Source organism: Methylosinus sp. LW4, assembly GCF_000379125.1.
Classification (GTDB): Bacteria; Pseudomonadota; Alphaproteobacteria; order Rhizobiales; family Beijerinckiaceae; genus Methylosinus.
Window position 1 is genome coordinate 2,736,187 of sequence record NZ_KB900626.1, and the last position, 21,850, is coordinate 2,758,036.

The following is a 21,850-nucleotide window of genomic DNA, read 5'->3' on the forward strand; positions in this document are numbered from 1 at the left end:
TCGCGGACGCTCGCTCCGCAAAACCCGACAATCGCCGCGCGTCATCGCGAGCGGAGCGAAGCGATCCAGAGCCATGGGGCGGCTCCTGGATTGCTTCGTCGCTACGCTCCTCGCAATGACGGCGAACCGATCGTCCGCAAAAGCCTTCCTGCTCGCGCGCTCCGCCCGACCTACGCCGCCCTCACGCCACCGTCTGCTTGCCATTCTCGTCGAACAGCACCTCGGTCTCGTCCTCGCCCATCAGAATGAGCGCGCGGGCGAGACCGCCCTCGGCGCGATATTCATACGCGTGGCGCAGCTCCACCTCGCCATAGACCATCTTCTCGCACAGAAGCAGACGCTCGGCCGCGTCATAGCGGGCGCGAAAGAATGTGTTGCGATTGTTGAGGTCGTTCGGATCGAGCGGCGACGTCAATTTGAGCGGAAGGCTCACGCCGCTATAGGTAAGGAAATAGTAATAACCGTCACTGTCCGCTTGCATGCGCTTCTCTCCCGTCGGACCGGCATTGGCGCTCCCGCCGGCCTCGTCGGAGCCATTGCGTAGCGCGCCGCGCGCAAAAAGAAAACCGCCTCGCCGCGACCAATTCTGCGCTTGACGAAATCGAGAATCGAGATCACCATTTCATCATCGCGTCACAGGGGGCCGCGGGAAACGGCGAGGAGCCGAGAACCGTGCGAACCGATCGAGCGGGACCTCGAGGGATGAGAACGCGATGGGCGGGCCGGCGTGGCAACGCACGCAGGCCTCGAGTCGAGCGATACATGCGAGAGGAGCATGACGCCACCGGGTCACACCGTTTGACCTCAGCAGAGGTCGATGGCGCAGCGAAGAAATCGAGCGCAGGTTTCCTCGGGCGCCGACATTCGTGACATCCCGACGGGCGGCGAAACGCGAAGGCCAAGCGCGACGCCTCCCTCCACTCCGAATCTGGAACTTTCCGGAGATTTCGCATTCTGCGAAACAAGCGGCCCCGCCAGCCTCAGCGCTGCGGGGCCATCTCATGACATCTCCTCTTCTACCCTCTCCCGCCGAAATCATTTGTAATTGGTCCGCATATTCGCTAGCGCCTGCCTGCGGCGCAGCGTCGCGGAGGCGTCGGTTTGAAAATCGTCATCGTCGATGAAAGTCCGGTGCGCGCTGCGATCCTCGAGGATGGATTGCGCGAGGCCGGCTTCACCAATGTCGAGCGCATTGGCGAGATGCGCAGCCTGCTCGCGCGCATCTATGCGATCGACCCGGACGTCATCCTCATCGATCTCGAAAATCCGAGCCGCGACATATTGGAGCAGATGTTCCAGGTGAGCCGCGCCGTGCGCCGGCCCGTCGCAATGTTCGTCGATCAGAGCGACGCCGCCTCCATTCAGGCGTCCGTCGACGCCGGCGTCTCCGCCTATATCGTCGACGGGCTGAAGAAAGAGCGCATCAAATCCATTCTCGATCTCTGCGTGTCGCGCTTCAACGCCTTTTCGCGCCTGCAGGACGAATTGGCGCGCGCCAAATCGGAGATCGAGGAGCGCAAGACGATCGACCGCGCCAAGGGCCTCTTGATGAAGGCGAAGAACCTCAGCGAGGAGGACGCCTATCGGCTGATGCGCAGCACGGCCATGCGCGAGAAGAAGAAGATTTTCGAGATCGCCCAGGCGATCATCACCGCCTCGGAGCTGTTCAAATGACCGCGGAGCGCGAACATTTACGCATCGGCTTCATTCCGCTCGCGGACGCCGCCTCGCTCTTCGTCGCCGTGGACAAGGGTTTCGCTACGCAGGAAGGGCTGGACGTCGAGCTCGTGCAGGAAGTCTCCTGGTCCAATGTGCGCGACAAGCTCAATATCGGCATGTTCGACGCCGCGCATCTTCTCGCGCCCATCGCCGTCGCTTCCAGCCTCGGCGTCGGCCATGTGAAGACACCGATCGTCGCGCCCTATAATCTCGCCATGAACGGCAACGCCATCACGCTCTCTCCGACGCTGCATGAGGCGATGCGGGCGCGTCTCGACGGCGATGCGCTCGATCCGCTGGCCACGGCGCGCGCGCTCGCCCGCGTCGTCGCCGATCGCAAGGCCGCGCAGGCGGAGCCGCTGACCTTCGGCATGACCTTCCCCTTCTCCGGCCATAACTACCAATTGCGCTATTGGATGGCCGCCGGCGGCGTCGACCCGGATGAGGACGTGCGCCTCGTCGTGCTGCCGCCGCCCTATATGGTCGGCAGCCTGGCGCAGGGCCATGTCGACGGCTTTTGCGTCGGCGCGCCGTGGAATTCGGTCGCCGTCGATCTCGGCGTCGGACATATTCTGCATTTTTCTGTCGAGCTGTTCTCGCGCTGCGCGGAAAAATCGCTGGCTATGCGCGAGAGCTTCGCGCTCGAGCACCCGAATGTCGTCGCCGCTCTGCTGCGCGCTCTACATCGCGCCGCGCGTTTCATCGGCGAAGCGGATCCGCATGAGATCGCAGCGCTGCTCGCGCGGCCAGATCGCGTCGGCGTCGGCGCCGATGTGATCTTGCGGACGCTGCAAGGCCGGCTCAAAATCACGCCCGATGGCGCGACGCGCGAGAACGCGCGCTATCTGCTGCTCGGCCGGGAAGGCGCCGAGCGGCCGGACCCCACTCAGGCCGCATGGCTCTATGCGCAAATGGCGCGCTGGGGACAGGCGCCCGTCTCGACCGCGCTTCTCGACGCGGCGAAAGCCGTGTTCCGCGCCGATCTCTTCGACGCCGCTCTGCCTGCAGCGCCGCGCCCCAGCGACGCCATCGGCGCCTTTTGCGGCCCGAAATTCGATGAGCGCGACCTCGACGCCTATCTCGCCGCCTTCCCCATTCGCCGCGCGCCATAGCCTGTTTTTTATCGGTTCGGCGCCCGCCTATTGGGCAAGGCGCCGATACAGACGTCGCGCCTCGCCGTGACGGTTCCGCCGAAATTCATTGAATTACAAAGGATAGCGGGTGCGCGGCCTTTTGGCGCGCAGCTTGCACCATTCTTCCCGACGATGCGCCTCGCGCATCTTTCCATTTGTCCAACGACGGACGAACAGCAACGCCGCTGTCCCAGGGAGCTCGAGCGCCATGCGCTCTCCCGAGGGAAGCGGCTTTTTGCGTTTCGCGCCGTCGACTAAAGGACGGCGCCGACTCGCCCTGACCGATGCGCTCGCAGCGCGAAGAGGACGACGGTGACGATGACAGACGAAACAAGCTCAGCGAAGACCAATGCGGCCATGACGCTCGATCGCCGCGCGCTGCTGCGTGGCGCGGCCGGCGCCGCCGCGAGCTTCGCCGCCATTCGTGCGGCCTTCCCCGCCGGCGCCTTCGCGCAAGGCGCAGGGCCGGAAACGACGAAAGCGATCCTCGGCTATATCGCGCTGGTCGACGCCGCGCCGCTCATCATCGCCAAGGAAAAAGGCCTTTTCGCCAAGCACGGCATGTCGGAGGTCGAGGTCGTCAAGCAAGCGTCCTGGGGCGCGACGCGCGACAATCTCGTGCTCGGCGGCGCCGCCAACGGCATAGACGGCGCGCATATTCTCACGCCCATGCCCTATCTCATCACCACCGGCAAAGTGACGCAGAACAATGCACCGACGCCCATGTACATACTCGCGCGCCTCAATCTCGACGCGCAGGGCATTTCCGTCGCCAATGAATATAAGGATCTGAAGATCACCACCAACGCCTCGGCGCTGCGTGACGCCTTCGCCAAGAAGAGAGCGGAAGGTAAGGAGGTGAAGGTCGCCATGACCTTCCCCGGCGGCACGCATGATTTGTGGCTGCGCTATTGGCTCGCCGCGGCCGGCGTCGATCCCGACAAGGATGTCTCGACCATCGTCGTGCCGCCCCCGCAAATGGTGGCGAATATGAAGGTCGGCAATATGGACGCCTTTTGCGTCGGCGAGCCTTGGAACGAGCAGCTCGCCAATCAGAACATCGGCTACACCGCCTGCGCCACCGGCGAGATCTGGTCGAAGCATCCCGAAAAAGCGCTCGGCCTGCGCGCCGATTGGGTCGACAAAAATCCGCGCGCCGCACGCGCGCTCACCGCCGCCGTGCTGGAAGCGCAGCAATGGTGCGACAAAATGGAGAACAAGGCCGAGCTCGCGGAGATCGTCGGCAAGCGCCAATGGTTCAACGTGCCCGTCGCCGATATCGTCGGCCGCCTCAAAGGCGATCTCAATTACGGCAATGGCCGCATCGAGAAAGGAACGAAGCAGTTCATGAAATTCTGGCGCGACGCCGCCTCCTATCCGTTCAAGAGTCACGACGCCTGGTTCGTCACCGAGGACATTCGCTGGGGCAAGCTCGAGCCGACGACGAATATCAAAGCGCTGGTCGACAAGGTGAATCGCGAGGACATTTGGCGCGAGGCGGCGAAGTCCATCAATGTCCCCGCCAAGGAAATTCCGACATCGACGTCGCGCGGCAAGGAGACCTTCTTCGACGGCAAGGTCTTCGACCCTGAAAATCCGCAGGCCTATCTGAAGAGCCTGTCCATCAAGCGCGCGCAAGTCTGATCGAAGAGGCCGAAATGACGATGCAAATCACCAAGGACGCTCTCGTCGAAGCGGCGCAGGCCGACGATCGCTCGATCGACGAGCTCTATGCGCGCCGGCGCACGCCGCTCATCGAGAAGCATGGCGCGCGCATTCGCGCATTCTTCGCGGCCGTGCTGCCGCCGATCATCGTGCTCGCGATATTGCTCGGCCTCTGGCAGCTTCTCTGCATCAAGCCGACCTCGGCTCTGCCGTCGCCGTCGCGTATATGGAGCGAGGCGAACGATCTCATCCTGCACCCGTTCTTCGTCGCGGGACCACAGGATATCGGCCTCGGCTGGCGCGTGCTCACATCGTTGCAGCGCGTCGCCGTCGGCTTCGGCCTCGCCAGCGTCGCCGGCGTGCTGCTCGGCGTCGTCGTCGGACAATCGCGCTGGGCGATGCGCGGGCTCGATCCGCTGTTCCAAGTGCTGCGCACCGTGCCGCCGCTGGCCTGGCTGCCGATCTCGCTCGCGGCCTTTCGCGATAGCCATCCTTCGGCGATCTTCGTGATCTTCATCACCTCCATCTGGCCGATCATCATCAACACCGCTGTCGGCGTGCGCAATATTCCGCAGGATTATCGCAATGTCGCCGCCGTGCTGCGGCTCAATCACCTCGAGTTCTTCTGGAAGATCATGATTCCGTCTGCCGCGCCCTACATCTTCACCGGCCTGCGCATCGGCGTCGGCCTCTCCTGGCTCGCCATTGTCGCGGCAGAAATGCTGACCGGCGGCGTCGGCATCGGCTTCTTCATCTGGGACGCCTGGAATTCCTCGCGCCTGTCCGACATTTTCGTCGCCCTCGCCTATATCGGCGTCACCGGCTTCGTGCTCGATCGCATCGTCGCCGCGATCGGCGCATTCGCCACGCGCGGCGCGCAAGCTTCCTGAAAGGATTCGCCATGAGCTATCTTCGCATCGATCATGTCGACAAGATTTTCGCGAGCGGCACCCGCACGACGAAAGTGCTCGAAGCCGTCGATCTTTCCGTCGAGAAGGGACAATTCGTCACCATCATCGGCCATTCCGGCTGCGGCAAATCCACTCTGCTCAATATCGTCGCCGGGCTGGTGAGCGCGAGCGCCGGCGGCGTCGTGCTGGAGAATCGTCAGGTCGACACGCCCGGACCGGATCGCGCCGTCGTCTTCCAAAATCATTCGCTGCTGCCCTGGCTCACCGTCTACGACAATGTGCGCCTCGCGGTGGACAAGGTGTTCTCGCGCAAAAAGAGCCGCGCCGAGCGCCATGATTGGACCATGCGCAATCTCGAGCTCGTGCAGATGACGCATGCGAAGGACAGGCGTCCGAGCGAGATTTCCGGCGGCATGAAGCAGCGCGTCGGCATCGCCCGCGCGCTCGCCATGGAGCCGAAGGTTCTGCTGCTCGACGAGCCCTTCGGCGCGCTCGACGCGCTCACCCGCGCGCATCTGCAAGATCAGGTGATGGCGCTGCATCGCACGCTCGGCAATACGGTGATGATGATCACTCATGATGTGGACGAAGCCGTGCTGCTCTCCGACCGCATCGTGATGATGACCAATGGCCCCTGCGCCACCATCGGCGAGACGCTGGATGTCGCTCTGCCGCGCCCGCGCGATCGCGTGGCTCTCTCCACCGACCCTCTCTATCTCGAATGCCGACGCCGCGTGCTGCAATTCCTCTATGAGCGTCATCACTATGTCGAAGCGGCGTGAGGCGAGCGAAAAATGAGCGAGCCTCTCGTCATCATCGGCAATGGCATGGCGGCCGCGCGTCTCGTCGACGAATTGTCGAAGCGCGCGCTCGGCCGCTACGCCATCGCCGTCATCGGCGAGGAGCCGCGCCTCGCCTATAATCGCGTGCAGCTCTCTTCCGTGCTCGCGGGCGAGGCCGAGATGGCCGAGATCGAGCTGAGGCCCGCGAGCTGGTGGCGCGACCACGGCGTCACTCTTCTCTACGGCGCCAAGGCGCACGCCATAGACATCGCGACGAAGCGCGTGTCGCTGGAGAATGGCGAGAACATCGGCTTTTCCAAGCTCGTGCTCGCAACCGGCTCCCGCGCGCTGCGTCTGCCGCTGCCCGGCGCGCAGCTATCCGGCGTTCACGTGTTTCGCGACGGCGCCGATGTCGACGCGCTGAAGCGCCTCGCGGCGCAGCGCAAGAAAATCATCGTCATCGGCGGCGGCCTGCTCGGCCTCGAAGCCGCCTATGGGCTCGCCAAACGCGGCGCCGAGGTCACACTCGCGCATGTCACTGATCGGCTGATGGAGCGGCAGCTGGACAAGGAAGCAGCCGAGCTGCTGAAGCTGCTCATCGCGAGCAGAGGAATAGAAATTCTGCTGGAAGCGCGCACGATAGGCATCATCGGCGACGAATGCGTCCGCGCGATAGAGCTCGCCGATGGCCGCCGGCTCGCGGCCGATGGCGTCGTCTTCGCCGCGGGAATTGCGCCCAATATGGAGCTGGCGCGCGACGCCGGCGTGAGCGCGCAAAGAGGAATCATCGTCGACGATCATATGGAAACCAAAATCCGCGACATTTTCGCGCTCGGAGAATGCGCTGAGCACAGAGGCGTCTGCTATGGCCTCGTCGAGCCCGCCTATGAGCAGGCGCGCGTCCTCGCCGCGAGACTCTGCGGCGAAAGCGATATTTACGAGGGCAGCGTCGTCTCCACCAATCTGAAGGTCTCCGGCGTCAATGTCTTTTCCGCCGGAGATTTTATGGGAAGCGACGGCGCCGAGACGATCTCCTGGCGCGACTTTGGGCTCGGCCTCTACAAAAAGCTCGTCATAGAGAATGGCCGTCTCACCGGCGCCGTGCTCATCGGCGACACCAGCGCGGCGCTCTGGTGCCTCGAGCTCATTCGCTCGCGCGCCGATGTGACGCAATGGCGCGATGCGCTGATCTTCGGCCGCAGCCTCTGCGAAAGAAAGGCGGCATGACCATGGCCGGTGATTTCACTGCCGAGCAGAAACGCTATCTCGAAGGATTCGCCTCCGGCTTTCAGGCCTCGCGCGCGCGACGCGCCACGCCGACGAAGGAAACGCCGATCGGCCCCGACGCCATTCATTTCGCGGCGCAGGATCGCGCAATCGCCAATGGCGGCGCGCTCAATGAGCAAGAGAAGATCAAGCGCGAGGAGCATCCATTCGACGCCTATGCGCGTCTCGTCGCGCAGGCGAAGCGCAATGAGCCGCCAAAGCCGGCCGATAATTTTCGTTGGCGCTATCATGGGCTGTTCTATGTCGCGCCGACGCAATCCTCCTATATGTGCCGCCTGCGCATCCCCAATGGAATTCTCACCCACTGGCAATTCGCGGGCCTCGCCGATCTCGCCGACAGCCATGGCGGCGGCTATCTGCATGTGACGACGCGCGCCAATCTGCAAATTCGCGAGATCGAGCCCAAGAGCGCCGTCGCGATGATCGAAGGCGTGCAGAGCCTCGGCCTATGGACGCGCGGCGCCGGCGCCGACAATATTCGCAACATCACTGGCGCGCCGACCGCCGGCATCGATCCGCAGGAGCTCATCGATACCCGCCCCTTCGCGCGCGCGATGCATTTTCATATTCTCAATGATCGCTCGCTCTCCGGCCTGCCGCGCAAATTCAACATCGCTTTCGATGGCGGCGGCCGCATCGCCGTGCTCGAGGAGACCAATGACGTCGCCTTTCAGGCGATCGAGATTAGCGACGGACATGGAATCGCGCCGGGCGTCTACTTTCGTCTCGCGCTCGGCGGCATCACTGGTCACAAGGATCTCGCGCGCGACACGGGCGTGATCGTTCCGACAGACGAGGCAGTCGAGATCGCGGACGCCATATTGCGCGTCTTCATCGACACGGGCGACCGAACCAATCGCGCGCGGGCGCGATTGAAATATGTGCTCGATCAATTGGGCTTTGATCGATTTCTGACGCTGGTAGAGGAAAAGCTCGGCCGTCCGCTGCTGCGCGCGCCGCAAGAGGCGATTGCGCAACGGCCCGGCTTCGACAGGCTCGCGCACATCGGCGCGCATGCGCAGAAAGAGGCGCAGAAGAGCTGGATCGGCGTCGCATTGAAGCTCGGTCGCCTGACGAGCGACGAAGCGCACGGTCTCGCGACGATCGCGCGTGAGCTCGGAGACGGCGACATAAGGCTCACCGTCTGGCAAAATCTGCTCATCTCTGGAATTGCCGACGCGCGGATCGACGAGGCGCTCGCGCGGATCGAGGCGCTCGGCCTTGCGACGAAGGCGTCGCCGCTCCGCGCCGGTCTCGTCGCCTGCACGGGCAACGCCGGTTGCCGTTTCGCCGCCGCCGACACCAAAAGGCACGCGGACGAGATCGCCACGCATTGCGAGGAGAAAATAGAGATCGACACGCCGATCAACATACATTTGACCGGCTGCCGTCACTCCTGCGCGCAGCATTACATCGGCGACATCGGCCTCGTCGGCGCGCGCGTGCCGATCAATGAAGAAGGCGATACGGTCGAGGGCTATAATATGGTCGTCGGCGGCAGCTTCGGGGCGGAGGGCGCGATCGGCCGCGAGCTGCTCGAGAATGTCGCGGCGACAGATGCGCCGCGCAAGATCGAGAGCCTGTTGCGCGCCTATCTCGCACATCGCGCGACCAGCGCGGAGAGCTTCGCCGCCTTCACGCGGCGCCATGACGTAGAGGCATTGCGACGATTGATCTTCGAGGCGGAGCAATGACCAAGATCACGCAGCCGCAACGTCTCGATCTCATTCCGCCTTCGGCTCCCTTCTCCGAGGAGCAGCGCGCTTGGCTCAATGGCTTTTTCGCTGGTCTGATGTCGATGGACGACGCCGGAGTCGTCGCTCTGTCGCCGACGGAAAATGCGGCCATAGCCGGCGACGCCGATGATGGCGCGGCGCCCTGGCATGATCCGACGCTGCAATTGCAAGACCGCATGACGCTCGCGCAGGGCCGTCCTTTGCGACGACGCATGATGGCCGCAATGGCGCAGCAGGATTGCGGCCAATGCGGCTATGATTGCCAAAATTATGCGGAGGCGCTGTTCGCCGGCAAGGAGGAGCGTCTCAATCTCTGCGCGCCCGGCGGCAAGGACACAGCGCGCATGTTGAAGACGCTCGCGCAAGAACGCGACGCGGCGTCATCAGCCGAGGATGCGAGCCTGAAAGCGCGCGGTCCAGAGCCGAAATCAGACCTCGCGCATCCGGCGTCCGCGCCCGGACATTCGCGCGACAATCCGGTCGAAGCGCTATTTTTGTCGCGTCGGAGGCTGAACAAGCCGGCTTCGGAGAAAGAGACATGGCATATAGAGCTCGATCTTTCGAAGAGCGGGATCGATTACAACGTCGGCGATTCGCTCGGCGTCTTCGCGCAAAATGATCTCGGCCTCGTCGATCAGATCATCGCCATGATCGGCGCCTCGCCGCTCGCGCCGGTGAAGGGCAAAAGCCTGCGTGAAGCGCTGCGTGACGATTGCGCGCTGTCGCCTGCGCCCGATCGGCTGTTCGAGCTGATCTCCTTCCTCACCGGCGGCGAGACGCGCGCAAAGGCGCGTGCGCTGGCGCAAGGCGAAGATAGCGACAATGACGCCGCCGATCTCGACGTGCTGGCGGCCTTGATGAAATTTCCCGGCGTGCGTCCGCATGCGGAAGCTTTCGTCGAGGCGCTCGAGCCTCTGCAGCCGCGGCTCTATTCCATCTCCTCCTCGCCGAAAGCGGCGCCGGGGCGCGTGTCGCTCACGGTCGACGCCGTACGCTATAGGATCGGTAAGCGCCTGCGCAAAGGCGTCGCCTCCACTTTTCTCGCGGAGCGCATCGAGAGCAACGCGCCGCTGAAAGTCTATGTGCAGGCGTCGCACGGCTTCTCGCTTCCGAATGATCCGAATGCGCCGATCATCATGATCGGCCCCGGCACGGGCGTGGCGCCCTTCCGCGCCTTTCTGCAGGAGCGGCAGGCGAACGGCGCGCGCGGGCGCAATTGGCTGTTCTTCGGCCATCAGCGCAGCGATTGCGATTTCTTCTACGCAGATGAGCTGAACGCGATGAAGTCATCCGGCCTGCTGACGCGCCTCTCGCTCGCCTGGTCCCGCGACGGCTCCGAGAAATTCTATGTGCAGGATCGCATGCGCGAGGTGGGGCGCGATCTCTTCGCCTGGCTCGCCGATGGCGGGCATATCTATGTCTGTGGCGACGCCAAGCGCATGGCCAAGGATGTCGAGCGCGCGCTCGTCGATATCGTTGCGCAATATGGCGCGCGCGCCACGGATGAGGCCGTCGCCTTCGTCGCCGAATTGAAGAAGAGCGGCCGCTATCGACAGGATGTCTATTGATGCAGCGGGTCGATCCACGCAGCGCCTCTGTCGCGACCATTTGTCCCTATTGCGGCGTCGGTTGCGGCGTGCTGGCGACGCCGGATGGCTGCGGCGGCGCGGCAGTCGCCGGCGATCCCGCGCACCCGGCCAATCACGGGCGGCTCTGCTCCAAAGGCTCCGCTTTGCATGAGACGCTGTCGCTCGACGAGCGCCTGCTGCATCCTATGCTACGCGACGGGGATGGGCTGCGACGCGCGACATGGGACGCGGCGCTGGATCATGTGGCGCAGGGCTTTGCGCGCATCATCGAAACGCATGGACCGCAGGCGGTCGCCTTCTATCTCTCCGGCCAATTGCTGACGGAGGATTATTACGCCGCCAACAAGCTCATCAAAGGCTTCATCGGCTCGCCGCATGTCGACACCAATTCGCGGCTATGCATGGCCTCGACAGTGGCGGGACATAAGCGCGCCTTGGGCGCCGATGTGGTTCCGGGATGCTATGAGGATCTCGACTGCGCCGATCTCATCGTGCTCGTCGGCTCCAATGCGGCCTGGTGTCATCCGATTCTGTTTCAGCGCATGTTGCGCAACAAGCAGGAGCGTGGCGCGAAGATCGTCGTCATCGATCCGCGCCGCACAGCGACGGCGGAAGAGGCCGATCTCTTTCTGCCCATCGCGCCCGGCGGCGATGTCGCGCTCTTCTGCGGCTTGCTCGTGCATCTCGTCGCCAATGGCGCGACCTGCGACGACTATATCGCGCAGCATACCGAAGGCTTCGCGCAGGCGCTCGACGCCGCGCGCGAAATCGCGCCGACCATCGCGGCGACGGCAACGGCGACCGGGCTGCGCGAGGTCGATGTCGCGGCTTTCTTCGAGCTCTTCGCGACGACGCCAAAGACTGTCACGGCCTTTTCGCAAGGCGTCAATCAATCCGCGCAAGGGACCGACAAGGTCGACGCGATCATTCATTGTCATCTCGCGACGGGGCGCATCGGCGCGCCGGGCGCCGCGCCCTTCTCGCTGACCGGCCAGCCCAACGCCATGGGCGGACGCGAGGTCGGCGGCCTCGCCAATCAGCTCGCCGCGCATATGGGTTTTTCGAGCGCCGAGATCGATCGGGTGAAGCGCTTCTGGAATGCGTCACGCATTGCGACGCATGAAGGCCTCAAGGCCGTGCAAATGTTCGAGGCCATAGCGCGCGGCGAGATAAAGGCGCTGTGGGTGATGGGAACCAATCCCGCCGTCTCGCTGCCTCGAGCCGATGATGCGCGCGCGGCGCTGGCGAAGCTCGATCTCTTCGTCGTCTCCGACAATGTGCTGTCGAACGACACGATAAACGCGGGCGCGCATGTGCTGCTGCCGGCGCAAGCTTGGGGCGAGAAATCCGGCACGGTCACAAATTCGGAGCGGCGCATCTCGCGTCAGCGCGCCTTTCTGCCATCGCCCGGCGATGCGAAGCCGGATTGGCGCATCGTCAGCGACGTCGCGACGCGCATGGGCTTTAGCGACGCCTTCGATTTTCGTTCCGCGGCGGATGTGTTTCGCGAGCATGCGACGCTCTCCGCTTTCGAGAATGACGGCGCGCGCAGCTTCGACATAGGTGGGCTCGCAACGCTCTCGGACGAGGCCTATGACGCGCTGCATCCGACGCTATGGCCGATCCGCGCGGGAGAGACGAAAGGGCGCGAACGAGTTTTCGGCGAAGGCGGCTTTTTCACCGCCAATGGCAAGGCGCGCTTCGTCGCGCCGGAGCCGCCGTCGCTGAAAACCGCGACGACGGCGGCCTTTCCCTTCCGCCTCAATACAGGGCGCATTCGCGACCAATGGCATACGATGACGCGCACGGGCAAAAGCCCGCGTCTCGCGCGGCATTCGCCCTTTCCCTTCGTCGAGATTCATCCCGCCGACGCGGCGCCGCTCGGTCTCGTCGACGACGGCTTCGCCTGCGTTTCGACGCGCCACGGCGAGTGCCTGCTCGCAGTGTCCGTCACCGATCGGCAGCGACGCGGGCAATTATTCGCGCCCATTCATTGGAGCGACGAAACGTCCTCTTTCGCGCGCGTCGGCTCGCTCGTCGCCGCGATCGTCGATCCGCATTCGGGACAGCCGGAAGCGAAGGCGACGCCGGCGCGCATAGATGCGGTCGCATTCAAATCGCGGGGCTTTCTGCTCTCGCGCGCGCCGCTGCGGCCGACGATCGCCGCGCTCGGAACCAAAGTCGCCGTCGCCGGCGGCCATGGCCTTCTCTTCGCCTCGGACGCGGCTCTCGCATCATGGCGCGATTATGCGGCGTCGCTCGGCGGTGAGGCCGATATTGCGGAATATCTCGACGAGGCGCGTGGAATCTATCGCGTCGCGCGTTTTCGTGAGCAGCGCGTCGATTTCTGTCTCTTTGTCGGAAGAGAGGATGCGCGCGGCGCCTTCGACGCGGCGACAGCGCTGTTCGAGACAGAGTCTCTCGGCTCGGAGCAGCGCAAGGCGCTTTTGTCGGGGCGCTCGCCCGATGGCGCGGCGCAGGATGGTCCGATCGTCTGCGCCTGCTTCGGCGTCGGCGCCAGGGCGATCGATGCGGCGATCGCGAATGGGGCGCGCAGCGTCGCCGCGATCGGCGAGAAACTGCGCGCCGGCACGAATTGCGGCTCCTGCATTCCAGAGCTGAAGCGCGCCATCGCCGCGGCGCGCGCCTGCTGCGAGGAGTGACGGCGGCTGCTTATTTCGTCAGCGCCGCGACGCCGGGAAGCTCCTTGCCCTCGAGCCATTCGAGGAAAGCGCCGCCGGCGGTCGAGAGATAGCTGAATTCCTGCGCCGCATGAGCCTGATTGAGCGCGGCCACAGTGTCGCCGCCGCCGGCGACGGAGAGCAGCTTGCCTTCCACGGTCAAACGCGCGGCCGTCTGCGCGACGGCGTTGGTGCCTTCGTCGAAGGGCGGCAGCTCGAAGGCGCCGAGCGGGCCATTCCAAACCAGCGTCTTCGCCTTGGCGAGCAGGCTCTCTATATGGGCGATGCTCTTTGGCCCGACATCGAGGATCATGTCGCTTTCGCCGACATGCTCGATCGCGACGATATGCGACGGCGCATGCGCCTCGAATTTCTGCGCGACAGTTGCGTCGACCGGCAGCACGATCTCGCAATTGGACGATTGCGCATCGGCGAGAATGGCGCGCGCCTTCTCGAGCAGATCATGCTCACACAGCGATTTGCCGACCGGCTTGCCCTGCGCGGCGAGGAAAGTATTGGCCATGCCGCCGCCGATGACGAGAATATCCACCTTGCGAATGAGATTGCCGAGCAGATCGAGCTTGGTGGAGATTTTCGCGCCGCCGACGATCGCCATGACGGGACGCGCGGGATGTTCCAGCGCCTCCGAGAGCGCCTGCAACTCCGCCTGCATGGTGCGGCCCGCGTAGGCCGGCAGAAGATGCGCGAGCCCTTCCGTCGAGGCGTGCGCGCGATGCGCGGCGGAGAAGGCGTCGTTCACATAAATGTCGCCGAGCTTGGCGAGTTCCGCCGCGAAGGCGGAATCGTTCTTCTCCTCGCCCTTGTGGAAGCGCGTGTTCTCGAGCAGCAGAATATCGCCATTCTTCAGCTGCGCGATCGCCGCGCCGGCGACATCGCCGACGCAATCATCGGCGAAGGCGATTTTGCGCTTGGCCGTCTCCTCTATCGCGGAGACGATGGGCTTCAAGGAATCCTCTTCCTTGCGCTCGCCCTTGGGACGGCCGAAATGGGCGAGAAGGATGACCTTGCCGCCCTTTTTCGAAATATCCTCTATCGTCGGCAGCACGCGCTCTATGCGCGTCTTGTCGGTGACGACGCCATTCTCGGTCGGCACATTGAGATCGACGCGCAACAGGACGCGCTTGCCGTCGAGATCGGCGGAATCGAGCGTTTTGAAAGACGGCATGATCGTGCCCCGGTGAATGAGGAAAAGAATCGCGTCTAGATGAGCCTGGCGATCGTCGCGGCGACATCCGTCATGCGGCCGGAGAAGCCCCATTCATTGTCGTACCAGGACAGGACGCGCACCAGCTCGCCCTCGATCACCTTGGTCTGATCGAGATGAAACACGGATGAACGCGGGTCATGGTTGAAATCGACCGAGACATTCTTGTCGCTCGTGTAGCCCAGAACGCCTTTCAGCGGACCGTCGGCGGCGGCGATGATGGCGGCGTTGATCTCTTCCACGCTCGTTTTGCGCTTGGGAACGAATTTGAGATCGACGGCCGAGACATTGGGCGTCGGCACGCGAATGGCGGCGCCGTCCAGCTTGCCTTTCAGCTCCGGCAGCACCAGGCCCACGGCCTTGGCCGCGCCGGTGGAAGTGGGAATCATGGAGAGCGCGGCGGCGCGGGCGCGGTAGAGATCCTTGTGATAGGTGTCCAGCGTCGGCTGGTCGCCCGTGTAGGAGTGGATCGTCGTCATGAAACCGCGCTCTATGCCAATGGCGTCATTCAGCACTTTGGCGACGGGCGCGAGGCAATTGGTGGTGCAGGAGGCGTTGGAGATCACGAGATCGTCCTTCGTGATCTTGTCCTGATTGACGCCATAGACGACGGTGATGTCGGCGCCTTCGGAAGGCGCGGAGACCAGCACGCGGCGCGCGCCGGCGTCGAGCAGCGCCTTCGCCTTGTCGCGCGCGGTGAAAAGGCCCGTGCATTCGAGCGCAATGTCGACGCCGAGCGCCTCATAGGGCAGCTCGGCCGGATTTTTGATCGCCGTCGCCTTGATCGGCCCCTGGCCCACGTCGATCGAATCGCCTTCGACCTTCACCTCGCGGGGGAAACGGCCATGCACGGAATCATAGCGCAGCAGATGGGCGTTGGTCTCGACAGAGCCGAGATCGTTGATCGTCACCACCTCGAGGTCGGTGCGGCCGCTCTCGACGATGTAGCGAAGAATATTGCGTCCGATGCGTCCGAACCCATTGATCGCCACTCTCACGGCCATAGCGGTGCTCCTTCTCATCTGCTCGCTCGGGCGGGGCCGGGCGGTCGCCGAACCGCCCAAAATCGGGGCTTTGCCCATTTTGCCGCATTTTCTGGCGGCAACCGCCCGCTCGAATGAGCGGCTTGATAACAGGTCGCGCCCCCCTGTCAACGCGGTCTCCGGTCGCTCCGCGACGGAGTCGCGGCTCGGATTGGGGTTTACGCGATTGCTGCTAGGCGTTAACGATTCGTACGTGCGAATCTAATCGCGATCGGTCCGGTTTCCATATGACACAAGTCCCACACAGGCTCGACGATGCGCTGCAACGGCTCGCCGCCGCGCTGGAGCGGCTGGAGGAGACTGTCGCGCGACGCATTGAGGTCGAGCTGTCGCACGCCGACCTCGAGGAGGAGCTCGCCGTCATGCAGGACGACCGCAGCCGACTCGGCCTCGAGCTCGACGCCGCCCTCGCGCAGAACAGCGCGCTGGAGAAGGCGCGCGACGAGGTGCTGACGCGTCTCGACCGCACGAGCCTCGGCATTATCGCCGTGCTCGGCGACGAGGACCGGGCGCAGACGTAGCGAGAGGCGGCGAATGGCGCATGTTGTGGTGACGATCGCGGGCCGGACCTATCGCATGGCCTGCGAGGATGGCGAGGAAGCCCATCTCGACGAGCTGGCCAAGCTCGTCGAGAACAAGATTTTGTCCTTGCGCGAAGGCTTCGGCGACATTGGCGAGCAGCGCATCACCGTGATGGCGGCGCTCACCCTCGCCGATGACGCGTCGATCGCGACGCGCAAGCTCGAGGCCCTGCAGGCGGAGCTGGCGACGCTGCGCGAGAACGCCGCCGCGGCGAAAGAAGCCGAGGCCGCTCTGGTGGAGAGGCTCGCCGCCGCGCTCGAGGATGCGACGACCCGCGTCGAGCGTCTCTCGCGCGATCTTCAGCACGGGGGCGCGGAGGCGCCCCCAATGCTCTGAGATCAGCGGCCCCAGGCCTCGAAGGCCGGCTCGTGCTTGACCTTCTCGAGATCATCGGCCTGCTGCGACAGCTGAATATGCCGGCGCTCGGCCGCGTCGCGCTCCGCGCCATCCTTGAGAATGGCGATCTTGAGCTGCTCGGTCGCCTTGCGGGCGAGGCCGTTGATCCAGCGGTTGATATTGGTGACGACCAGATTTTTGCGCGCCAGCTCGGCGTCGCGGCCGGTCTCGTCGCTCTTCAAAATGTCGCGCTCCTTGACCGCCGCGGCGAGCTGCGCGTCGAGATCGGCGAGCTTGTCCGGCGCGGCGCCGGCGCGCGCCTTCTCGATGGCGGCGATGCCGTCCTCCAGCCAGGAGATCTGCTGCGCGAGCACGCCATCCTTGATCGGCCCTTTGACGTCGAAGGAATTAGGCAGCGGAAAGAAGGGGCTGATCTCCACCGCACGCGCCGGAGCGGCCGCGAAGGGCGCCGAGATCATTACGGCCAGAGCCAGTGTGGCGAATTTCGACATGTTTCTCTCCCATGCCGGCGGGTCGTTGCGTCATGACGGCGCGCCTGCTTTTTCGGCGCGCCGCCGCCCGCGGCTGCGCAAGACTGGGCCAATGACGTGACCAAGGCAAGTCGGTCCGCGCTCCTTTGTCGGTCCGCGCGCCTTGCGCCGCGCCGCCCTGCAAGCCGCCCCAGAGCGATTGTGCGCGAGCGCTGACGGAGCCGGACCCGCGCCCGCGATCATCTTGATCCAACGGCGATATATTGCGCTCCAGCTCCGCCCTACACAATGGCCGGCGGACATGCGATAATAGGTTTTGTTGAAGCGCACGCTCGGCGGCCATGATCGACAGGACCGCGTCGGCGCATTATTTTCACCGACGTGAGGATCATCGTCGCGCCGCCGACATGGCGGCTGCTTTTCAATTCTTATGGTTGCGATCGAGATACGCAGAAAATAATGAGATTGACTTCAAAGGCGAGGCCAATGCTAGAACTCGACTGTGGTAGCTGCTCGAACGCCACGATGCAGGGTCTCCGAGCGCTTCAGCATGATGTGCTCGAGCGTCTGGCGCGCGGCAAGCCGCTGCGCGAGACCATGGCGGAGCTGTGCCTTCGCGCCGAGCAGCTCGCGCCGCAGGCCACATGCTCCGTTCTCACGGTCGATCGCGAAGGCCGCCTGCATCCGCTGGCCGGTCCGAGCCTGCCGTCGCATTATTCCGACTCGCTCGACGGCCTCCGCATCGGGCCGGACGTCGGCTCCTGCGGCGCCTCCGCCTATTTCGGCGAGCCCGTCGAGGTCACGGACATGGAGAATGATCCGCGCTGGGCCGCCTTTCGAGCCCAGACCGCTCCGCTCGGCCTGCGCGCCTGCTGGTCGTCGCCGATTCGCGCCTCGGACGATCGCGTCATCGGCACTTTCGCCTTTTATTATCGCACCTGCCGCGGCGCGAGCCCGCTCGAGCGCACGATCGTCGAGACCTGCGTGCATCTCTGCGCCATCGCGCTCGAGCAGGAGGAGCGCAAGGAGCGCATCCGGCGGCTCGCCTATTTCGACGCCATCACCGGCGTCGCCAACCGCGCCTCCCTGGAGCAGCAGGGCGAGATCGTCATCGCCGCCGCGGTGGCCAATGGATTCGGCGCCGCGATCCATTGCATCGATCTCGATAATTTCAAGGAGATCAACGACACTCTGGGGCACAGGGCCGGCGATATTCTGCTGCGGTCGGTGGCCGAGCGCATCTCCTCCATTGTCGGAAAGGCCGATATCGTCGCCCGCATCGGCGGCGACGAATTCGCCGTGGTGCAATCCCACGCCGGCTCGCTCGCCGATGTCGGCGCCTTCGCGATGCGATTGATGGAGGCGATGGCCGCCCCTTTCGATCTCGAGGAGGCGATGGCGACGGTCGGCGTCAGCGTCGGCATCGCCCGCGCGCCGGAAGACGGCCTCGATCTGCGGACGCTGATGCGCAAGGCGGATTTCGCCTTGTACGAAGCCAAATCCAGCGGCCGCGCCCATTTCCGCTTCTTCGATCCCGACATTGAATCGCGCATTGCCGCCAATCGGCGCATTTGGCAGGATTTGAGGGAGGCGGTCGGCGCCGGCGAGTTCGAGCTCCATTTCCAGCCCATTGTCGCGCTCGGCGTCACGCGCGTCTGCGGCTATGAGGCGCTGCTGCGCTGGCGGCACCCGCGCGACGGCCTGCGCACGCCGGAAGATTTCCTCCCCGTCGCGACCAAGGCCGGCCTGCTCTATGAGATCGGCGCCTGGATATTGAACGAGGCCTGCGCCAGCGCCGCCGCTCTGCCGCCCGATGCGCGCGTCAGCGTCAATGTCACCCAGCCGCAATTGGAGAAGACCGGCTTCGCCCGCGACGTCGCCGAGGCGCTCGCCGCCTCCGGCATGGATCCGAGCCGGCTGGAGATCGAGATCGCCAGCTCGGTCCGCCTCGCCGACAACGCCGAGATTCTGCGCTGCCTCGCCGCGATCCGCGCGCTCGGCGTCTCCATCGCGCTCGACGATTTCGGCGGCGGCGGCGCCGCGCTCGCGCATCTCCACGCTCTGCCGGTCGATCGCATCAAGCTCGGCCGCTCGCTGACGCAGCAGGCGCAGGCCGATCCGCGCGCGGCGACCATTGTGCGGTCGGTCGTCGCCCTCGCGCATGAGCTCGGCATAACCGCGACGGCCGAGGGCGTCGAGTCGGACGCGCAGCTGCGTATTCTGCGCCAGCTCGGTTGCGACGAGGTTCAGGGCTATGTCATCAGCCCGCCACAACCACTCCGTGCATTCGTCGAAGGCGTCGCGCCGGTCGGCCGCGTCCGCCCGCCCGTCTCGCTCGCTTGAGAATGTCGCTCGCGCCCATCCGCGCCCTTCTCGGGCGCGGACTCCGCTCCCGAGCGCAATGCGCTAGATTCTTCCCCAGGAGAAACATCGTCGGAACGCGATACGGACATTTTGCAAACAAATCGCGCCGCCAGCATCCTCCAGCGGCGGGAGGCGCGTCGAAGGGTCGGGCATGTATCGGTATGAGCGCGACTCGCGTTCCGAGGAGCGGGACCTCGATCCCGAGGAGCTCGCCGCAGCGATCCGCGCGGATCAGGCGCAAATGCTCGCCACCGGACAATCGGTGCTGGTCTTCAATGCGGCCAACGCCGCGATCGTCGCGAGCATTTTTCACGATTTCTACCCGCGCGCGCTGATCGTCGCCTGGCTCGTCGCCATCGCGATCCTGGTCGTCGCGCGCATCATCCATGCGCGCCGCTTTCGCGCCATGCATCCCACGCCCGAAGCCGTGCGGCGCTTCCTCGCGCTGTGGACGCTCGGCTCGACGCTGACCGGCTGCCTCTGGGGTGCGGCCTCATCGGTCCTGTGGCTGACGCCGGACCCCGGCTATCACGCCTTCGCGCTTTTCGCCGCCGGCGGCATGGCGGCGGGCGCCATCGTCACCAATTCCGCGTATCTGCCGGCCATGTTCGGCTATATCGCGCCGGATGTGCTGCCCGCCATCGTCGGGCTCTTCGCGCGCGCGGAGTCGACCGCGTTGGCGATGGGCGCGCTGCTCACGGCCTTCACCGCCGTGCTCGTCATCATCGGCTTGCGCGCCCATGGCTGGCTGGTCTCGGTGTCGCGGCGCCGGCTGCAGCAGGAGGCGCTGTCGGCGGCGCTGCATCAGCGCAACGCTCTGCTGCACGCCGTCTCCACCGCCGCGACCGAGCTCACCACCGCCGCCCCCAGCGCCGCCGCAATTCCCGATCTGCTCGAATCCGTCGGCGCGGCGATCGACGCCGATCGCATTCTCGTCTTCGAATCCGGCGCGGCGCCGGATGAGCCCCCGTCCCTGCTGCATTTCTGGCGGCGCGCGGACTCTCCGGTCGCGCTCGACGCCTCCTTCTTCGAGGCCGACGGGAGGCGCGCTTTTCTCTCCGGCCCGCTGCTCGCCGCTCTCGCCGAGCGCCGGCCGGTGACGGCCGCGACGCGCACGCTCGCGCCCGGCCCCGCCAAGAGCTTTCTCGAGCGCGCCGGCGTGCGCTCGGCGCTGTTCGCGCCCATCGTCGTCGACGATGCGCCCTGGGGCTGGGTGGAGGTGGAGGATTGCCGCAGCGAGCGCATTTGGAAGCCGGCCGAGATCGACGCGCTGCGCATACTCGGCGATCTCATCGGCGGCTCGCTGGCGCGGCAGCGCTATGTCGACCGGCTCCGCGACGCCAATGAGGTGGTGGAGCGCAGCCCGACTCTGCTGTTCCGCCTTCGCATGGACGGGAAAAATCCGCGCCTCGTCTATGTCTCCCACAATATCGCGCTGTTCGGCTATGATCCCTGGGAGCTGACCGATCCGGCGCGCTGCCTCGCCGATTGCGTTCACCCCGAGGATCTCGACAAGGTCGGCGCCTCGCTGGCGCGGGCGGCGGCGGACGGACGGCGCGGCGGCATGGTGGAGTTCCGCTTTCGGCGCCGCGACGGCGGCTATCGCTGGCTCGACGCCCGCTACGCCGCGCGCGATCGGGCCGGCCGCTCGCAGCTGATCGAAGGCGTCGCGCTCGACGTGACCGAGCGCAAGGAGGTCGCGGATCAGATCGCCATCCTCGCGCAGACGGACGCGCTCACCGGCCTCGCCAATCGCCGCAGCTTCATCGACGCGCTGCGTCACGCCTTCGCCGACGCCGAAGCCGGCGGCGAGCCTTTCTCGCTGCTCTATATCGACGTCGATCACTTCAAGGACGTCAACGACCGGCTGGGCCACGCCAGCGGCGACGCGCTGCTGGAAGCGCTCGCGACGCGGCTGAGGAGCCATTGCCGCGCCGGCGATGTCGTCGCGCGGCTCGGCGGCGACGAATTCGCGATATTGCAATCCAGCTCGCGCGACGCCGCCAGCGCCTCCGTCATGGCGACGAAAATCTGCGCGCTCTCGGCCGAGCCCTATCTGCTGCCCGGCGGCGCGCGGCGCGCCACGGTGAGCGTCGGCGTCGCTCTCTTCGCCTCCGCTCTGGAGGGGCCGGACGCCATGCTGGCGCGCGCCGACCGAGCGCTCTATCGCGCCAAGGAGAATGGCAGAAACCAATATCGCATCTATTCCGAGACGCAGGAGCCGGCGAATAGTTTCTCGATTTGAATTTTGCGGACCGCGCCGCCATCATAGGGGCGCGCAAGCACGCAGCTGATTTCATACAGGC

General features: G+C 65.1%; 17 protein-coding genes. 13 read left to right on the forward strand and 4 right to left on the reverse strand.

The genetic code is table 11. The features are described 5' to 3' along the window. Positions 1 to 181 precede the first annotated feature (181 nt). The gene (locus METLW4_RS0113735; protein WP_018266790.1) at positions 182 to 481 is read right to left on the reverse strand and encodes a DUF6156 family protein; all 300 of its coding nucleotides are present in this window, start codon (positions 479 to 481) and stop codon (positions 182 to 184) included. 620 nt (positions 482 to 1,101) lie between these two features. Here METLW4_RS0113735 and METLW4_RS0113740 point away from each other — a divergent pair. From METLW4_RS0113740 to METLW4_RS0113785, 9 genes are all read left to right on the forward strand, one after another. Then, positions 1,102 to 1,674: an ANTAR domain-containing response regulator gene (locus tag METLW4_RS0113740; protein WP_018266791.1), complete on the forward strand. Its 573-nt coding sequence runs from the start codon at positions 1,102 to 1,104 to the stop codon at positions 1,672 to 1,674. Then, entirely contained in the window at positions 1,671 to 2,831 is a 1,161-nt protein-coding gene (locus METLW4_RS0113745; RefSeq protein ID WP_018266792.1) for a CmpA/NrtA family ABC transporter substrate-binding protein, read from the forward strand. Before METLW4_RS0113740 ends, METLW4_RS0113745 begins: the two co-directional genes overlap by 4 nt. 339 nt (positions 2,832 to 3,170) lie before the next feature. Then, a complete protein-coding gene (locus METLW4_RS0113755; RefSeq protein WP_018266794.1) occupies positions 3,171 to 4,496 on the forward strand; it encodes a CmpA/NrtA family ABC transporter substrate-binding protein in 1,326 nt (441 codons plus the stop codon). 14 nt (positions 4,497 to 4,510) lie between these two features. Then, positions 4,511 to 5,407, forward strand: coding sequence for a nitrate ABC transporter permease (gene ntrB, locus METLW4_RS0113760; RefSeq protein ID WP_018266795.1), 897 nt, complete (start codon positions 4,511 to 4,513; stop codon positions 5,405 to 5,407). An 11-nt stretch (positions 5,408 to 5,418) separates the two neighbouring features. After that, entirely contained in the window at positions 5,419 to 6,210 is a 792-nt protein-coding gene (locus METLW4_RS0113765; RefSeq protein WP_018266796.1) for an ABC transporter ATP-binding protein, read from the forward strand. A 12-nt stretch (positions 6,211 to 6,222) separates the two neighbouring features. Further along, positions 6,223 to 7,437 carry an NAD(P)/FAD-dependent oxidoreductase gene (locus tag METLW4_RS24890; protein WP_018266797.1) on the forward strand — a complete coding sequence of 405 codons (1,215 nt, stop codon included), beginning with the start codon at positions 6,223 to 6,225 and terminating at the stop codon, positions 7,435 to 7,437. Positions 7,438 to 7,439: 2 nt separating this feature from the next. Then, a complete protein-coding gene (locus METLW4_RS0113775; protein WP_026191501.1) occupies positions 7,440 to 9,191 on the forward strand; it encodes a NirA family protein in 1,752 nt (583 codons plus the stop codon). Continuing rightward, positions 9,188 to 10,801 carry a sulfite reductase subunit alpha gene (locus METLW4_RS0113780; RefSeq protein ID WP_018266799.1) on the forward strand — a complete coding sequence of 538 codons (1,614 nt, stop codon included), beginning with the start codon at positions 9,188 to 9,190 and terminating at the stop codon, positions 10,799 to 10,801. The genes METLW4_RS0113775 and METLW4_RS0113780 overlap by 4 nt, the downstream gene beginning before the upstream one ends. Further along, complete coding sequence (locus METLW4_RS0113785; RefSeq protein WP_018266800.1) at positions 10,801 to 13,485, forward strand: nitrate reductase; 2,685 nt, start codon at positions 10,801 to 10,803, stop codon at positions 13,483 to 13,485. The genes METLW4_RS0113780 and METLW4_RS0113785 overlap by 1 nt, the downstream gene beginning before the upstream one ends. Before the next feature lie 10 nt (positions 13,486 to 13,495). Here the strand turns inward: METLW4_RS0113785 and METLW4_RS0113790 are convergent, their stop codons facing one another. Then, the gene (locus tag METLW4_RS0113790; RefSeq protein WP_026191502.1) at positions 13,496 to 14,689 is read right to left on the reverse strand and encodes a phosphoglycerate kinase; all 1,194 of its coding nucleotides are present in this window, start codon (positions 14,687 to 14,689) and stop codon (positions 13,496 to 13,498) included. A gap of 35 nt (positions 14,690 to 14,724) precedes the next feature. Then, the gene (gap, locus tag METLW4_RS0113795; RefSeq protein WP_018266802.1) at positions 14,725 to 15,732 is read right to left on the reverse strand and encodes a type I glyceraldehyde-3-phosphate dehydrogenase; all 1,008 of its coding nucleotides are present in this window, start codon (positions 15,730 to 15,732) and stop codon (positions 14,725 to 14,727) included. Positions 15,733 to 15,998: 266 nt separating this feature from the next. Between gap and METLW4_RS0113800 the strand changes: the two genes are divergently transcribed. Continuing rightward, the gene (locus METLW4_RS0113800) at positions 15,999 to 16,292 is read left to right on the forward strand and encodes a DUF4164 family protein (protein ID WP_018266803.1); all 294 of its coding nucleotides are present in this window, start codon (positions 15,999 to 16,001) and stop codon (positions 16,290 to 16,292) included. A gap of 13 nt (positions 16,293 to 16,305) precedes the next feature. Beyond that, a complete protein-coding gene (locus METLW4_RS0113805; RefSeq protein WP_018266804.1) occupies positions 16,306 to 16,689 on the forward strand; it encodes a cell division protein ZapA in 384 nt (127 codons plus the stop codon). A 2-nt stretch (positions 16,690 to 16,691) separates the two neighbouring features. Here the strand turns inward: METLW4_RS0113805 and METLW4_RS0113810 are convergent, their stop codons facing one another. Continuing rightward, on the reverse strand, positions 16,692 to 17,201 hold the full coding sequence (locus METLW4_RS0113810; protein WP_026191503.1) for a hypothetical protein: 510 nt from the start codon (positions 17,199 to 17,201) through the stop codon (positions 16,692 to 16,694). 504 nt (positions 17,202 to 17,705) lie between these two features. On the opposite strand from METLW4_RS0113810, the gene METLW4_RS24895 reads away from it, so the two are divergent. Both METLW4_RS24895 and METLW4_RS26555 read left to right on the forward strand, forming a co-directional pair. Continuing rightward, on the forward strand, positions 17,706 to 19,523 hold the full coding sequence (locus METLW4_RS24895; RefSeq protein WP_018266806.1) for a putative bifunctional diguanylate cyclase/phosphodiesterase: 1,818 nt from the start codon (positions 17,706 to 17,708) through the stop codon (positions 19,521 to 19,523). Positions 19,524 to 19,695: 172 nt separating this feature from the next. Continuing rightward, positions 19,696 to 21,789: a sensor domain-containing diguanylate cyclase gene (locus METLW4_RS26555; protein ID WP_018266807.1), complete on the forward strand. Its 2,094-nt coding sequence runs from the start codon at positions 19,696 to 19,698 to the stop codon at positions 21,787 to 21,789. The last annotated feature ends 61 nt before the right edge of the window (positions 21,790 to 21,850 follow it).

Coding starts and splice junctions, on each gene's coding strand:
- METLW4_RS0113805 (WP_018266804.1), top strand. CDS start 16,306: ATGGCGCATGTTGTGGTGACGATCGCGGGCCGGACCTATCGCATGGCC.
- METLW4_RS0113780 (WP_018266799.1), top strand. CDS start 9,188: ATGACCAAGATCACGCAGCCGCAACGTCTCGATCTCATTCCGCCTTCG.
- METLW4_RS0113745 (WP_018266792.1), top strand. CDS start 1,671: ATGACCGCGGAGCGCGAACATTTACGCATCGGCTTCATTCCGCTCGCG.
- METLW4_RS0113785 (WP_018266800.1), top strand. CDS start 10,801: ATGCAGCGGGTCGATCCACGCAGCGCCTCTGTCGCGACCATTTGTCCC.
- METLW4_RS0113735 (WP_018266790.1), bottom strand. CDS start 481: ATGCAAGCGGACAGTGACGGTTATTACTATTTCCTTACCTATAGCGGC.
- METLW4_RS0113810 (WP_026191503.1), bottom strand. CDS start 17,201: ATGTCGAAATTCGCCACACTGGCTCTGGCCGTAATGATCTCGGCGCCC.
- METLW4_RS0113755 (WP_018266794.1), top strand. CDS start 3,171: ATGACAGACGAAACAAGCTCAGCGAAGACCAATGCGGCCATGACGCTC.
- METLW4_RS0113790 (WP_026191502.1), bottom strand. CDS start 14,689: ATGCCGTCTTTCAAAACGCTCGATTCCGCCGATCTCGACGGCAAGCGC.
- gap (WP_018266802.1), bottom strand. CDS start 15,732: ATGGCCGTGAGAGTGGCGATCAATGGGTTCGGACGCATCGGACGCAAT.
- METLW4_RS24895 (WP_018266806.1), top strand. CDS start 17,706: ATGCAGGGTCTCCGAGCGCTTCAGCATGATGTGCTCGAGCGTCTGGCG.
- METLW4_RS0113765 (WP_018266796.1), top strand. CDS start 5,419: ATGAGCTATCTTCGCATCGATCATGTCGACAAGATTTTCGCGAGCGGC.
- METLW4_RS26555 (WP_018266807.1), top strand. CDS start 19,696: ATGTATCGGTATGAGCGCGACTCGCGTTCCGAGGAGCGGGACCTCGAT.
- METLW4_RS24890 (WP_018266797.1), top strand. CDS start 6,223: ATGAGCGAGCCTCTCGTCATCATCGGCAATGGCATGGCGGCCGCGCGT.
- METLW4_RS0113775 (WP_026191501.1), top strand. CDS start 7,440: ATGGCCGGTGATTTCACTGCCGAGCAGAAACGCTATCTCGAAGGATTC.
- METLW4_RS0113800 (WP_018266803.1), top strand. CDS start 15,999: ATGACACAAGTCCCACACAGGCTCGACGATGCGCTGCAACGGCTCGCC.
- ntrB (WP_018266795.1), top strand. CDS start 4,511: ATGACGATGCAAATCACCAAGGACGCTCTCGTCGAAGCGGCGCAGGCC.